8 protein-coding genes, 3 rRNA genes and 1 pseudogene are annotated in these 15,388 nt (G+C 42.8%); 6 read left to right on the top strand and 6 right to left on the bottom strand.

The annotated features are described in order from the left end of the window. The first annotated feature begins 155 nt into the window (after positions 1 to 155). The gene (locus tag PQO03_RS02065) at positions 156 to 542 is read left to right on the top strand and encodes a LexA family protein (protein ID WP_274150810.1); all 387 of its coding nucleotides are present in this window, start codon (positions 156 to 158) and stop codon (positions 540 to 542) included. Continuing rightward, positions 520 to 1,770 (top strand): Y-family DNA polymerase, encoded by a 1,251-nt coding sequence (locus PQO03_RS02060; protein ID WP_274150809.1) that lies wholly within the window; start codon positions 520 to 522, stop codon positions 1,768 to 1,770. Before PQO03_RS02065 ends, PQO03_RS02060 begins: the two co-directional genes overlap by 23 nt. Before the next feature lie 359 nt (positions 1,771 to 2,129). Here the strand turns inward: PQO03_RS02060 and rrf are convergent. From rrf to PQO03_RS02045, 3 genes are all read right to left on the bottom strand, one after another. Beyond that, positions 2,130 to 2,244: ribosomal RNA gene (gene rrf, locus PQO03_RS02055) — 5S ribosomal RNA — on the bottom strand. A 123-nt stretch (positions 2,245 to 2,367) separates the two neighbouring features. Further along, a 23S ribosomal RNA gene (locus tag PQO03_RS02050) occupies positions 2,368 to 5,284 on the bottom strand. A 292-nt stretch (positions 5,285 to 5,576) separates the two neighbouring features. Then, positions 5,577 to 7,092: ribosomal RNA gene (locus PQO03_RS02045) — 16S ribosomal RNA — on the bottom strand. Together the 16S, 23S and 5S rRNA genes form the textbook arrangement of a ribosomal RNA operon. A gap of 885 nt (positions 7,093 to 7,977) precedes the next feature. Between PQO03_RS02045 and pyk the strand changes: the two genes are divergently transcribed. The 3 genes from pyk (at position 7,978) to PQO03_RS02030 (ending at position 11,613) form a co-directional block, all read left to right on the top strand. Next, the gene (gene pyk / locus PQO03_RS02040; protein ID WP_274150808.1) at positions 7,978 to 9,435 is read left to right on the top strand and encodes a pyruvate kinase; all 1,458 of its coding nucleotides are present in this window, start codon (positions 7,978 to 7,980) and stop codon (positions 9,433 to 9,435) included. A 130-nt stretch (positions 9,436 to 9,565) separates the two neighbouring features. Continuing rightward, positions 9,566 to 10,381: an ion transporter gene (locus PQO03_RS02035; protein ID WP_274150807.1), complete on the top strand. Its 816-nt coding sequence runs from the start codon at positions 9,566 to 9,568 to the stop codon at positions 10,379 to 10,381. Further along, positions 10,378 to 11,613, top strand: coding sequence for a glycosyltransferase (locus PQO03_RS02030; RefSeq protein ID WP_274150806.1), 1,236 nt, complete (start codon positions 10,378 to 10,380; stop codon positions 11,611 to 11,613). The genes PQO03_RS02035 and PQO03_RS02030 overlap by 4 nt, the downstream gene beginning before the upstream one ends. Here the strand turns inward: PQO03_RS02030 and PQO03_RS02025 are convergent. The 3 genes and pseudogenes from PQO03_RS02025 to lpoB form a co-directional block, all read right to left on the bottom strand. Then, on the bottom strand, positions 11,592 to 12,821 hold the full coding sequence (locus tag PQO03_RS02025; RefSeq protein WP_274150805.1) for a COG3014 family protein: 1,230 nt from the start codon (positions 12,819 to 12,821) through the stop codon (positions 11,592 to 11,594). The genes PQO03_RS02030 and PQO03_RS02025 overlap by 22 nt on opposite strands. Then, positions 12,822 to 12,872: pseudogene (locus PQO03_RS22030) on the bottom strand (lipoprotein); the annotation flags it as partial. 44 nt (positions 12,873 to 12,916) lie between these two features. Beyond that, a complete protein-coding gene (gene lpoB / locus PQO03_RS02020) occupies positions 12,917 to 13,510 on the bottom strand; it encodes a penicillin-binding protein activator LpoB (protein WP_274150804.1) in 594 nt (197 codons plus the stop codon). Positions 13,511 to 13,656: 146 nt separating this feature from the next. Here lpoB and recN point away from each other — a divergent pair, with 146 nt between their 5' ends. Next, positions 13,657 to 15,384 (top strand): DNA repair protein RecN, encoded by a 1,728-nt coding sequence (gene recN, locus PQO03_RS02015; protein WP_274150803.1) that lies wholly within the window; start codon positions 13,657 to 13,659, stop codon positions 15,382 to 15,384. Positions 15,385 to 15,388: the final 4 nt, after the last annotated feature.

Here is a 15,388-nt window from a genome sequence, read left to right as displayed (position 1 = left end):
AAGCTTTCAATAATTTCTCTCTAAAAACTTTATAACAAAGCTAGAGCATTTTGGCGCACTGTATCACCCTCTTTCATTTTTTCCATATAAAGAACAAAATGCTCTTGATTACAGAACTTTATACACATATATTTAATAGCTATTAAAGGATCTACATGAAACAGTTTTGCCCACTCTTATTTCAGCCTGTTAGCGCAGGCTTCCCTTCTCCTGCAGATGATTTTATCGAGATGCAGCTCAATATTCATGACTATCTCGTCAAGCACCCTGCCGCCAGTTTTTTCTTACGCGTAGCTGGTGACTCAATGAATGGCGCAGGAATCTTCACCGGTGATATTTTGGTCGTAGATCGCTCTCTTCAAGCCTCTAATCTCGATCTAGTTATTGCTCTCGTAGAGGGTTATTTCACTGTGAAACAATTACAACGCAATAAACAAGGTCAGTATCGATTACTAGCTGCAAATCCCTCATATCCACCCATCGAATGTGAAGAATTAGAAATCTGGGGAGTTGTCACTGGTGTCGTCCGTAAGTACAAATAACTTAATCGCCCTTGCCGACTGTAATAACTTTTATGCTTCATGCGAGCGATGCTTTAATCCCCAACTAATCGGCAAAGCTATTGTCATACTCTCTAATAACGATGGCTGCGTAATAGCTCGTTCAGCAGAAGCAAAAAAATTAGGCATAAAAATGGGCGCACCCTTTTTTGAAATTCGTCATCTTACCATAAGTGGAGAGCTCTTAGCTTACTCTTCAAACTTCCCTTTATATGGAGATCTTTCAGCACGTGTCATGCACCTATTAAAATCACATGCTCAAGAAATTGAGATCTACTCAATTGATGAAGCCTTTTTTACTTTGCCAAAACTAAACGATATTATGCAATATTGTCGATCGATACGTGAACAAGTCAGACAATGCACAGCCATACCCATTTCTATTGGTTTAGCTGAATCAAAAACTTTAGCGAAAATCGCAACTACACAAGCAAAAAAATCACACGATGGAGTGTTCTTAATAGACTCTTCTAATAGAGAAGAACTACTAAAAAATACTCCCATCGAAGATATATGGGGCATCGGGCGACGCCTGAGTAAGAAGCTGCAAAACTACGGCATTAACACTGCTTGGCAACTGGCTCATTCTGACGATAAATTTTTACTGTCACACTTTGGCGTCTGTATGCTGAGAAGCTGTCATGACTTACGAGCTATTCCAAGTATAAGTCTGGAAACTGAAAAAACTGCGAAACAAAGCATTCGCGTCTCCCGCACTTTTCCACAAATCATAAATGATATCACTACACTCTTGCAACAACTGAGTTTTTTTACTGATCGTGCATGTCAAAAATTACGTCGAGAAAAACAAAAAGCACTCTATATCGATGTTTTCTTGGAGGGCCCCTATCCAAAAAGAAAACAGCTATCGATGCGTTATTACCTTGATGAACCCTCTGATTACACACCTGACTTTATCCGAGCGGCAGAACTTGTGGGGCAAAAACTTTTTGATTTTAGCGAAATACGCAAAGCAGGCATCACCCTTCATCATTTTTCATCTCAAGATTCCTGGCAACAAGAATTTTTCTCTCAAGTCCGCGATCATAAAAAACAAACGAGCCTAATGCACGAAGTCGATCAGATCAATCTGAAATTTGGCACGGGCAGCTTAACTTATTTGAGTTCTGGTAAACGCGAATTCCCCCGTGGCACTCGCCTCTCACCACGCTATACCACTTCATGGGATCAACTCCCCAAAGTAAAGTAAACCATCTCTATCGCTTACTGATAGCTGAATAAAACGCACGTAAAACACTTTATATTAATGGATTATAAAAAATCACCCTCACATATCACCGAAGCTCTCAATCGCCCCTGTGACAGTAGTGTGGGCACAAAAAAAAGCGTATATCAAATGATATACGCTCTAGAAATTCGAATCTAATTCTGAACTAGCCGTACGGTAGTACTTCCGGTCTTAGCCGAATTAGCTACATGGTGAATGATTTCTATATAATAGACTCATCCGCCCTTGCGGCAGCAAAAAAAAGCGTATATCAAATGATATACGCTCTAGAATGTTTCCGGTCTTAGCCGAACTGCCTATAAATAGGCAGCAAAAAAAAAGGCTGGCAACGACCTGCTCTCCCACAGTCTTAACTGCAGTACCATCGGCGCTGGAGGTCTTAACTACCGAGTTCGGGATGGGATCGGGTGTGGCTCCTCCGCTGTGGTTACCAGCCGGAAAATGTTGGGAAGAAAACTTAGTGTGGAAAGATTAAGATCGCAAACTCGACTTAACTCGAATTTGTGTGTGTGCTTATTGTCTTTTTTACTGAGCATTTGAGTGCTAAGTAAAAAAGAGGTGGACAAGCCTCACGGCTGATTAGTACTGGTCAACTGAACATATTGCTATGCTTACATCTCCAGCCTATCAAACAGGTAGTCTTCCTGTAGCCTTTAGAGGATAAATCCTGGGATATCTCATCTTTAGGGGGGCTTGGCGCTTAGATGCTTTCAGCGCTTATCCTTTCGCGACGTAGCTACCCAGCAATGCACCTGGCGGTACAACTGGAACACCAGAGGTCACTCATTCCCGGTCCTCTCGTACTAGGGAATGCTCCTATCAAATATCCTGCGCCCGCAGAGGATAAGGACCGAACTGTCTCACGACGTTCTGAACCCAGCTCGCGTACCACTTTAACCGGCGAACAGCCGGACCCTTGGGACCTTCTTCAGCCCCAGGATGTGATGAGCCGACATCGAGGTGCCAAACCGCACCGTCGCTATGGACGCTTGGGTGCGATAAGCCTGTTATCCCCAGAGTACCTTTTATCCGATGAGCAACGGCGATACCACTTTCCACCGCTGGATCACTAGGTCCTGCTTTCGCAACTGCTCCACCTGTCGGTGTTACAGTAAAGCCTACTTCTACCCTTACGCTCTACGTATGATTGCCGACCATACTGAGTAGACCTTCGAGCTCCTCCGTTACTTTTTAGGAGGAAACCGCCCCAGTCAAACTGACCCTCTGAAACTGTCCCCCATCCGGATTCACGGACGTGGGGTTAGATGCCCAGACAGATAAGGGTGGTATTTCACTGACGACTCACTTACGCCTGACGACGTAAGTTCACAGTCTCCCACTTATGCTACACATATCTGCCCGAACAACAATATCAGATTACAGTAAAGGTTCATGGGGTCTTTCCGTCCATCTGCGGGTATCCGGCATTTTCACCGGAACTACAATTTCACCGAGATCCACGTTGAGACAGTGTCTGGATCGTTACACGATTCGTGCAGGTCGGAACTTACCCGACAAGGAATTTCGCTACCTTAGGACCGTTATAGTTACGGCCGACATTCACCAGGGCTTCATTTCGAAGCTTTGCCCGAAGGCTAACCTCTCCATTTGACCTTTTGGCATTGGTCACGTGTCACACCCTATACTTCCTCTTTCGAGTTTGCAGAGTGCTATGTTTTTGCTAAACAGTCGCCCAGACCTCTTAACTGCGGCCCCCCTGAGGGGGCACCCCTTCTCCCGAAGTTACGGGGCTAATTTGCCGAGTTCCTTAACGTGGTTTCTCTCGCGCACCTTAGTCTACTCGACTTTCCTACCTGTGTCGGTTTTAGTACGGATAATTAAGCATCAAACGCTTAGAAGCTTTTCTTGGCGGCATGGTTCCATGCAAAGCGTTTCTACCCGAAGGTTTCTTCGCCCCGTAACAGTTGGTTCTTATGTAAAGCGGATTTTCCTACTCTACGAATTGCCTGCTTGGTATGAGATATCCAACACTCATTTGCACTTTCCTTCCGCGTCCCTTCATCACTACACTTAACTAGTACAGGAATATTAACCTGTTGTCCATCGACTACGCCGTTGGGCCTCGCCTTAGGGTCCGACTAACCCTGGGGGGACGAACCTTGCCCAGGAAACCTTCGGATTTCGGTGACTGGGATTCACACCCAGTTTTTCGTTACTTATGTCTGCATTCTCACTTCTATGCGGTCCACCTGTTGTTTCCATCAAGCTTCACTCCTGCATAGAACGCTCTCCTACCCCCAGCAAGCTGGGTCGCGTCTTCGGCAATGGGCTTTAGTCCCGATTATTTTCGGCGCAGAATCACTCGATCAGTGAGCTATTACGCACTCTTTAAATGGTGGCTGCCTCTAAGCCAACATCCTGATTGTCCAAGCAACTCCACATCCTTAATTCCACTTAGCCCATCTTGGGGGCCTTAGACGGCGATCTGGGCTGTTTCCCTTTTGACTATGCGGCTTGTCCCACATAGTCTGACTCCTGAGCTCATAAATTTACGGTATTCGGAGTTTGATATTTGTTGGTACCCCGGTAAGGGCCCGCGAAAAATCAGTAGCTCTACCCCCGTAAAGAAGCACTCAAGGCTAGCCCTAAAGCTATTTCGGAGAGAACCAGCTATCACTGAGTTTGATTGGCCTTTCACCCCTATCCACAAGTCATCCAAACGTTTTTCAGCACGTATTGGTTCGGTCCTCCACCCGATGTTACTCGGGCTTCAACCTGCTCATGGATAGATCACTCAGTTTCGGGTCTACTGCATACGACTTGAATCGCACTATTCGTACTCGCTTTCGCTTCGGCTCCGTTTAATAACTTAACCTTGCCGTATACAGTAAGTCGCAGACTCATTATGCAAAAGGCATGCGGTACATCATATAAAGATGACCCACACTTTGTAGATGTATGATTTCAGGTTCTATTTCACTCCCCTTACGGGGTTCTTTTCGCCTTTCCCTCACGGTACTGGTTCACTATCGGTCACTAACGAGTATTTAGCCTTGGAAGGTGGCCCTCCCTGATTCAGACCGGGTTTCACGTGTCCGGCCCTACTTGGGATACCCGCTATATATTAAAGAAATTTCGCTTACGGGACTATCACCCTCTGTGGTTTGTTTTTCCAAACTATTCAGCTATCTCTTCAATACAATATTGCAGGTCCCGCAACCCCTAAAAGCAAGCTCTTAGGTTTAGGCTCTTGCGCGTTCGCTCGCCGCTACTAGCGCAATCTCGGTTGATTTCTTTTCCTCTAGGTACTGAGATGTTTCACTTCCCTAGGTTCGCTTCTCTGACCTATTTATTCAGTCAGAGATAACTGGACATAACTCCAGTTGGGTTTCCCCATTCGGATACCCCCGGATCAAAGCTCTTTTGCAGCTCCCCGAGGCATTTCGCAGCTTAACGCGTCCTTCATCGCCTGTTAGTGCCAAGGCATCCATCATACACCCTTACTAGCTTGTCCACCAAAAATCTTAAAAAATTAACATTTTCGGCGACACACCTATTTCTTACTAAGTCGTTCTATCTTGTATTCTTTGGTTTGCGATCTTGGTATAAATTGTTTCTTACTTTATACTTTGACTCTTTCATTCTATTGTTTTCTTCCTTTCAAGGATCTATATCGAAGACTGAGCGCTGTCGCTCGGTCCAATATTTGAATTATATGATAGTAACGGGGTAATAAGTCATGTAAAAAGCACTCATGTTATAGAACCGAAGTTCTAAATAGAGGTTAGTCTTTTTTCATTCCTTAAAAAGGAGGTGATCCAGCCGCTGGTTCCCCAACGGCTACCTTGTTACGACTTCATCCCAGTCACTAAGCCCACCTTCGGCGTCTGCCTCCTGCAAGCAGGTTGGCGCAACGACTTCGGGTGAACTCAGCTCCCATGATGTGACGGGCGGTGTGTACAAGGCCCGGGAACGTATTCAATGAGCCGTAGCTGATGCCCATTTACTAGCGATTCCATCTTCATGGAGTCGAGTTGCAGACTCCAATCCGTACTGAGACCGGTTTTGGGGATTCGCTTCCTATCGCTAGGTTGCTGCCCTTTGTACCGGCCATTGTAGCACGTGTGCAGCCCCGGGTGTAAGGGCCATACTGACTTGACGTCGTCCACACCTTCCTCCCGCTTAACACGGGCAGTCCCCTTAAAGTTCTCAGCATTACCTGTTAGCAAGTAAGGGTATGGGTTGCGCTCGTTGCCGGACTTAACCGAACACTTCACAGCACGAGCTGACGACAGCCATGCAGCACCTGTTTTCGCGCCCCGAAGGGAATTCGGCTTTCACCGAACGTCGCTCAATGTCAAACCCGGGTAAGGTTCTTCGCGTTGCCTCGAATTAAGCCACATGCTCCACCGCTTGTGCGGGCCCCCGTCAATTCCTTTGAGTTTTAGTCTTGCGACCGTACTTCCCAGGCGGTACACTTATCGCGTTAGCTTAGACACTGATCCGACTAACCAGACCAACATCGAGTGTACAACGTTTACTGCTAAGACTACAAGGGTATCTAATCCTTTTCGCTACCTTAGCCTTCGTCCATGAGTGTCAGTATTGTGCCAGTAAGCTGCCTTCGCCTTTGGTCTTCCTTGTGATATCTACGCATTCCACCGCTACACCACAAATTCCGCTTACCTCTCACATACTCTAGTTTACCAGTTTCAAATGCAGGTTCAGTGTTGAGCACTGAAATTTCACATCTGACTTAGTTAACCACCTGCGGACCCTTTACGCCCAGTAATTCCGAATAATGCTCGCCACCTACGTATTACCGCGGCTGCTGGCACGTAGTTAGCCGTGGCTTCCTCTGGGGGTACCATCATCGTTTTTCCCCCCTGACAGATCTTTACAACCCGAAGGCCGTCTTCGATCACGCGGCATTGCTCCGTCACGCTTGCGCGCATTGCGGAAGATTCTCGACTGCAGCCTCCCGCAGGAGTCTGGGCAGTGTCTCAGTCCCAGTGTGGGTGATCGTCCTCTCAGACCACCTAGCCGTCATAGTCTTGGTAAGCCGTTACCTTACCAACTAACATAATGGCACGCGAACTCATCCCCAAGCGTTTCCTTTAGATATTAGATCATGCGACCTTATATCCACATCCGGTTTTAGCAGTCGTTTCCAACTGTTGTTCCAAACTTGGGGGCAGATTATTCACGCGTTACTCACCCTTTCGCTACTTTCCTCTAACCGAAGTTAGATTCTCGTTCAACTTGCATGCCTAATCCATGCCGCCAGCATTCATTCTGAGCCAGGATCAAACTCTCCAATCAATTTGATTGTGTTTGATTCTGACTTATTACTTTTTTTATTCTATTGAGTTTTCTCTCTCGAAAAAATTAACTCTTAAATCATAAATGATTTAGGAGCCCGTTACTATCATATAATTCAACTATCAAAAATCTTCGTTTTTTTACTCTCAACTAGCTCGCTTTCGGCCCCGTTGTTTGCCCGTCGTTTCTGACGAGGCCTTAGAATATCCCCAGTTCGTTTTTCTGCAATGCCCTTTGCTATCTTTTATTTACTTTTTATACGGATTCTCTAGCAAGCAACTGCTCTATACCACACCTAAGCGCTTCTAGGCAGCCACTTACAGCTTTTTAAGCTTGAGAGATCTTTTTTCGAAATATACGCTCTCAAGCTGCATTCCTGCTCAAAAGGATCAATACCCAGCTGGAATGCGAGTGATACTCCCTTCGAAAATAGGGTTTCTCACTTCTAGTTTATATTAGACGGTCACGCCCAGCTTCTGGAATGTATCACATACATGCACGACTATAAGCTAATATGAAAGTACGATTTCTAATCATCAACTAATAATGACCTGTCAATTTATGGCTTACACCTCCTATTCTACTCAATAATAAATACGGAGCCTAGCAAATACCATAAGCTAGCGTCATCGTTAATTATCTTATCTTGGAGCAATACACAGACATCCAATCCTCTAACTTTATAAACCCTGGACACGGAAAAAATTGTCTCAAGTGAGACATCTGTGTTATATCCATATATATAACATTACTGCTCAGGGTGATAATCCATCATATTTCATGGTGACACAGAAACAAGATAAACTGCACTCAGCCAGTGTCGTATTATAATATTCAACAATTATAATCAAGACGATCAATACATAAACACACACGGAGAAATACATGAGAGAACTTAGTCGAACTAAGATTGTTGCAACTTTAGGACCAACTACTGAAGGCCGAATCAAAGAACTTATCAATGAAGGCGTCGATGTTTTCCGCCTCAACTTCTCACACGGCACACACGACGAACATGCAGATAGAATCGATCAAGTCATTACTGCTGCGACTGAATTAAAACGCACTGTTGGTATCCTCGGCGATTTACAAGGACCAAAAATCCGTGCTGGCAAAATTATTGAAGGCGGCATCCAACTCGAAGCCGGCCAAGAGCTAGTTATCACTACTGACGAGATCATTGGCGAAGGCAGTCGCATCTCTACCGTTTTCAAAGCTCTTCCTTATGAAGTCAAAGTTGGCGACCCTATCCTTATGGATGATGGTCTCCTAGAAGCTATTGTCGAAAAAATCGAAGGCAATGACATTTATTGTAAAATGCTTGTAGGCGGAAACCTCACTTCGAACAAAGGAATTAACCTTCCTGAAACAGATATCCAAAGTCCTGCACTTACTGAAAAAGACGAAAGAGATCTTGAATTCATCATTAAGCATCCGGAAATTGATTTCGTTGCACTTTCTTTTGTTCGCAAAGGTGAAGACCTAGATATTATCCATGCTGCCATGGATAAACTCGGACAAAGAAAACCAGTTATCTCTAAAATCGAAAAGCCTTCTGCACTTGTAGATATTGATGCGATCATTGAAAAATCTGACGCATTAATGGTTGCTCGTGGCGATCTAGGTGTAGAGATCCCTGCTGAACAAGTTCCGATTGCACAAAAAACTATGATTCGTAAATGTATCGAGCAAGGCAAACCTTGTATCGTTGCAACACAAATGCTCGACTCAATGATCCGCAATCCTCGTCCAACTCGTGCTGAAGCGTCTGATGTTGCTAACGCTGTACTTGATGGTGCTTCTGCAATTATGCTCTCTGGAGAAACTGCTAGCGGCTCTTATCCAATTGAATCCGTACAAATGATGACTAAAATCATTCGTGAAGTACAATCCACTTTCATGAATAAAGCTGGCATGATCGGATATGAGCAACCGAAAATTCGCAACGATGTTGATGCTCTCTGCAAATCTATCGTCGACCTATCTGAGACGCTCGACATAAAAGGTATTATCTGTATTACTAATACAGGTAAAACTGCTATCAGAATTGCACGCCTCCGTCCAGCTTGCCCTATTTTCGCATTTGCTTCACACGAAAACAACGTTCTCCGTAAGTTATCACTCATCCAAGCAGTTGTTCCAATGCCGCTTAAAAACTTAACTTATGACGAAAGTACTCTAACACAAATGGAAGAAGCGCTAGACCGTCATCCATTCTTAGATAATGGCGATCAAGTTATCCTTGCAGCAGCTTTACCATTTGATAAGTCTAGTAACACCAACCTTATCAAACTACACACTATTGGTAAGGACAGTATGCTTTTAAGCAAAAGAGGTAACTAAGCCTTTTTTCTAAAGGTTTTACCTACAAAAAAATCTCTAGTGAGCTCACTAGAGATTTTTTTTGTTTAAATAGTAAAGACTCCCTCTATATTGAACGCTACTCCAAGATAGAACCTAAAGGTAATCACTAATGGAACGACAAGCCTGGCAAGAAAAAGTACACGAAATCATATACGAAGCAGATACTCCGGCAGGAAAACTTTTTGACCTTGCTTTAATCGCCAGTATCATCATCTCAGTTATTGCTATCATGCTTGATAGTATCCCTTCTATTAACGCGAGTCACGGCGACCTTCTTTACAAAGTTGAATGGGCTTTCACTGTTACTTTCACTATTGAATATATTTTACGCATCATTTCGATTAAACGCTCTCGCTCTTACATTTTTAGTTTCTTGGGAATCATCGACCTACTCTCTATCTTGCCCACATACCTAGGCTTATTCGTCACCGGCCAAGGCCATTACCTTGCTATCGTCAGACTATTTCGTGTATTAAGGATTTTTCGGATTTTAAAACTTGCTCAGTACTTAAAAGAAGCCAGCATTCTAATAAGTGCCTTACACGCTAGCAAACGTAAGATTTTTGTTTTTTTCTGTACCGTCATCGTCCTAGTCACCATCCTTGGCTCTATTATGTATATTGTAGAGAGCTCTTCCAACCCCGTTTTCAAAAGCATCCCTCATAGTATTTATTGGGCTATCGTCACTATCACTACCGTCGGCTATGGTGACATGGCTCCTATCACCGGACTAGGGCGTTTCATCGCTGCTATTGTCATGCTTCTCGGCTATGCCATCATCGCTGTCCCTAGCGGCATCATTACTTCTGAATTAACTCAGGCAGTAAAAAATCAATTTAATAATACTACCTCATGTCCTTCCTGTGCCCATCACTCACATGAAAATGATGCGATACACTGTAAAGTTTGTGGCGAGAAACTATGAAAACTGCATTAATCATTGGTTCTGTTTGGCCCGAGCCCAATTCATCGGCAGCAGGCCACCGAATGCTTCAGATCATTGCACTCCTCCAAGATTTAAATTATCAGATCATCTTTGCTAGCCATGCTAATCTCAGCGAAAACTCTATAGATTTTCAAGAATATAATATTAAGCAAATACAGATTAAACTTAACTCCTCTAGTTTTGATGAAACATTAAAAGACTTAGCACCTGAGCTTGTCATGTTCGATAGGTTCATGACCGAAGAGCAATATTCTTGGAGAGTAGATGAAAATTGCCCTAACGCCATTAAAACCCTAGATACCGAAGACCTCCATTGCTTACGCTACGGCAGGGAATTTGCCTTAAAGAACAAAAGTGAATTTACCGAAATGGACCTTTTAAATACAGAACATAGTATCAGAGAAATCGCTGCCATCATGAGGTGCGATTTAAGTTTAATCATCTCTGAATACGAAATAGATTTACTGCATAGAGTGTTTGCTGTACCTCCACACATCATTTTTTACTTACCCTTCCTGCTGAAAACAATCTCTAGTCCCAATAAACAATTTGAACAACGAAGAGATTTCATGAGTATTGGCAATTTCCTTCATAAACCAAACTGGGATGCCGTACGCTATTTAAAAGAAGAAATTTGGCCACTCATACGTAAGCAACTGCCTGATGCCAACATGAAAATCTACGGTGCCTATACGCCACAAAAAGCTCTGCAACTCCATAATGAAAGTGAGGGGTTTCTCGTTTTAGGGAAAGCGGAGGACTCCAAAGAAGTTATGAGCGATGCACGATTATGTCTCGCCCCACTACGTTTTGGTGCTGGCCTCAAAGGTAAATTACTGGAAGCCATGCAATGCGGCACGCCAAGTATCACCACGTCTATTGGTGCCGAAGGCATGCATGGCGACTTAGAATGGCCTGGCCATATCTCAAATTCACCCGAGGAATTTGCGCAGGCCGCAATTGAAATTTATAGTACGCAAGAACTATGGGAAAAACATCAGCAACAATGTCCCAAAATTTTATCCAAACGATTTCTTTTTAGTGAACACCAGGATGCTTTTAATAATGTCATTCACACGCTGAATGACAATTTATCCAAGCATCGCTCTGAAAATTTCATGGGGAAAGTATTAAACTACAATAGCAATCGTAGCAGTAAATTTATGTCTTTGTGGATTGAAGCTAAAAATCAATCTAAGACTAAGACCTGAGAACTCACTACACCGCTTCGAGAGACTTTAAAGTATAGCATTGAATTTCCTTTTGTTTCCACCTTCCCTAAATGACCCCCTCTACTAGTCAAGGCGATACTTCCACTGGGAACAATAGCCAAATGATAATTTTTAGGAAGAGCTGACCACGAGCGGATATCTGCTTGAGTTGACACCGCCTGAAGTAGCCCAACAAAAAACGCCGTTGTATGACCTTTTGCTTGCCCAATCCGATACTGAGCTATTGTCTTTATAGCTGTTGATACTAGAGCTTTTGTTATTATCGTCGGTAAAGCACGACTATATTCTGCGTGAATAATTTTATCCATATCAGAAATCATATCCACATTTTCACCATTAACTACAAATTGATTATAAGTCGCAGGGATATCTTTTAACTTGGGAATAGCAACACTCACAATTGATAAATTATCTAGCTCTTTGATAAGACCCGAGAACACTCCTATGGGGAAATCTATTCGCCACTCAACTCTTCGTGGCATTTGCCCATTCTCAATAATCACCCAAGTCCAATCCTGGCTCAAGGATAAATCTTTTTGCAAATGCTTTGATTGAGTCATCGCTAAAAGCCGATTTTGCGTTTGTCGCAAACGCTCAGAGTCTCCTGCATCACCCTGGTACTTCAAATAAAGTACTTCCATCAAATTAACCATGGGATTTACATAATCTGCATAGGCTTCTAATCCACTCAGTTTTTTAATGTCTGGGCTACTCATCATCTCGGATACATTGACACTAAAGCCACTCTTACTTGCCTTCTCCTCTTGCTCTAAGATTTCTTTAGCGTAGAAATCCGTCGCACGACGCTGACGATCATAAGCGCGATTCAGTTCAACTCGCGCTAAATCCCACTGCTTTAGGAACATGAAATTTAAGGCTTTGTAGGTATTAATTAAAATACCGTCGTATACCTCTCCCTTATATGCTATCACATTATCATTAACTAATAAGCTTGACAGCGTGCCCACTTTATCCGCTGCGCCACTAGTCCTACGAGCCGCAATAAACATCTCTTCTGCTTTATCGAAAAGCGCATTACTTTCTTCAAATTCACCTGCTGCGCTGGTAGCCGCGGCCGCTTGCAGAGTCCACAAAAGATCTTTTTTTTCTTTCAAGGCAAAGTCCTTTGCATCGACGTACTTGCCATCTGCCATTTCTTCATCAAACTTATCGAGCTTACCACTCATACATCCGGTGAGAAAAAATAGCAGACTTAAAAAATAAAATATTTTTTTCATTTAAAAATAAAAGCTGTCTTAAACACAGCTCTCCTTAAAATATCTTACCAAGTTGCCGACTTGCCACTGCCTCTTTTACCCATGGTCACTTCATCTTCCCATAGAGCTAAACCAGTTTTTAATTCAGTCATCATTAAAGTGAAATAATACTCAACTTGCTGATCGCCGTTATCCAACTTTATATTGCGTTGAAAAATCTTGCCTGCTAAACTCAAGTCAGGTGCTACAAGCTGACCTTGCTCTTGTACAGTTGCTTGATTAAATTCTGCTGACTGACGCAACTTACGTGCTTCGGTATTCATATTATCTTGTTGAGTACCCACTGCGGTAGTCATAACAAATTTACCTGAATTAAGTAAATCTCTACGGATTTTTGCGGTTAGTTGCGATGTATCAATACGTTGCATTGTATCATTTTTTACCGTACTTAAAGCAACGACAAAACGCGAGCCATCTGCTTTATCAAAAGCTTTAGAATTAAGTAATGATTTTATCATTGTATCTGCGGCTTTAGTAAAATCACGATGATCGAGAGCCATCACAGCATCTGATCTATCATCATTCATATTGACATCTTTGGTCTTAGGACCACACGACGCAAGTAATACTCCGACTAGAATTAAGGCATATAACTTCATAATCTCTTCCCTTTTAATTTTTAAGTAACTAAAAATAGTCCACTCATAAATTTAAAACAACTGCTTTCTCTATTGAGTTAACAGAAAAACATGAGAAATACACAGCCTTTTATTCTTTTCAAAACTCCGTCAATCAATTATAGTCAATGACTATTATAAATTTTAAGCCCATTGCTAAACTCATGCTAAAAAATCTCTACATTAAAAATATTGCTCTCGTCGAACATCAAGAGATCGATTTCGATCAAGGCCTTAACATCATCACTGGCGAAACTGGTGCCGGTAAATCTGTAATCATGGGCTCGATGAGATTGCTAATGGGCCAAAGAGCTGAAAAAAGCATTATCCGTAGCGGTGAAAAAAAAGCCGAATTAAGTGCCATTCTCAAAGTTCCTGATACGCTACAAAAGAATATCACAGCTATTTTAGAAGAGCAAGAAATTGATCCTGGCGAGGACAACGAACTGCTCCTGCGCCGAGTGATCACTCACAGTAGTAGTAGAAACTTTATTAACTCAAGCCCTGTCCCTCTTCAGGTCCTCAAAAGAATTGGCGAGCAATTTATTGATATCTTCTCTGCTGGTGAACAGCATAGCTTAGCAGACGGCTCACAACAACTTGCTATTCTCGATCGATTTATGGGCGCAAAAAAAGAACTCGACCAAACCAAATTAGCTTTTGAAAAATGGAAAAACTTAGAGTACAAAAAAGAAGAAATGGCTAAAAAGTTCCCTTCTCAGGGAGAGCTCGATATCTTGCGCTATCAGCAAAACGAAATCATTGAAGCCAAACTGAATCGTGAAGAAGAAAGTGAACTCTACGACAAATATGCTACTGCCGCGTCTGGACAAGAACGACTTGAACTCATTCAACAGCTCACCCTAACATTAGATAACAACGACGACAATGGGATCATTAGCTCTTTAAGAAGCTCTTTGCATAAAGCACAGGACCTAGCTCGTCTTGACGCTGAACACGCACTTGAATTCGCCCAACGACTCGAATCTCTTTTAGCCGAGTTATGCGATTTGGATATGGATTTTCAAAGCTATTCTAGCCACATACTTTTAGACCCTAATGAACTGCAATTTTTAGAACAACGGATGCAGACTTATAATTCTATTAAACGGAAGTATGGAACTGAGCTCGATGATGTTTTAAGGTATTTAACTGAAATATCAGATAAGATTTCCCTCGCGGATAATTTTGATTCCGAGTATCAAAAGCTTGACGATGACATTGCGGTCGCCAAAGAGCAGTACTTCAAAACCGCAAAAAAAATCACTCACCTTCGAAAAAAAGCCGCCGGTACACTTGCGAAAGACATTTCCCATGAACTCACCGAACTCGAATTCCTCAATTCTGAATTCAATATCCAAATCAAGGAAAACAAAGCCTCGGCCAAAGGGATTGACTCAGTCGAATTCCGATTCTCCCCTAACAAGGGAGAACCTGCCAAACTATTGAGTGATATTGCTTCGAGTGGAGAAATCTCCCGGGTCATGCTCGCAGTAAAAAGTATTTTAGCAACGGTTGATTCAATCCCCATACTGATTTTTGATGAAATCGATGCCAATATTGGTGGCATTACTGCCTCCAAAGTAGCTCAAAAGCTAAACACACTAGGTAAAAACAGACAACTATTTTGCGTTACTCACCTCCCTCAAGTAGCCGCAGCGGGACATCATCACTTCAGAGTTGAAAAACATGAAGTTAATAAACGAAGCATTAGTAGTATAAGCTCATTAAACACAGATGAAAAAACACAAGAAATAGGCAGAATGCTAGGCGGAAAAAGTAGCGGATCCTTAGTCTTTGAACATGCAAAAGAACTTCAGGCTTCCTTTCAAAAAGAAAACTCAATAAGTAAGTAAATCA

Origin of the sequence: Lentisphaera profundi (assembly GCF_028728065.1) — a bacterium.
Classification (GTDB): Bacteria; Verrucomicrobiota; Lentisphaeria; order Lentisphaerales; family Lentisphaeraceae; genus Lentisphaera; species Lentisphaera profundi.
The sequence above is the reverse complement of the archived record's forward strand: the minus strand, read 5'-3'. Positions and strand labels throughout refer to the sequence as shown.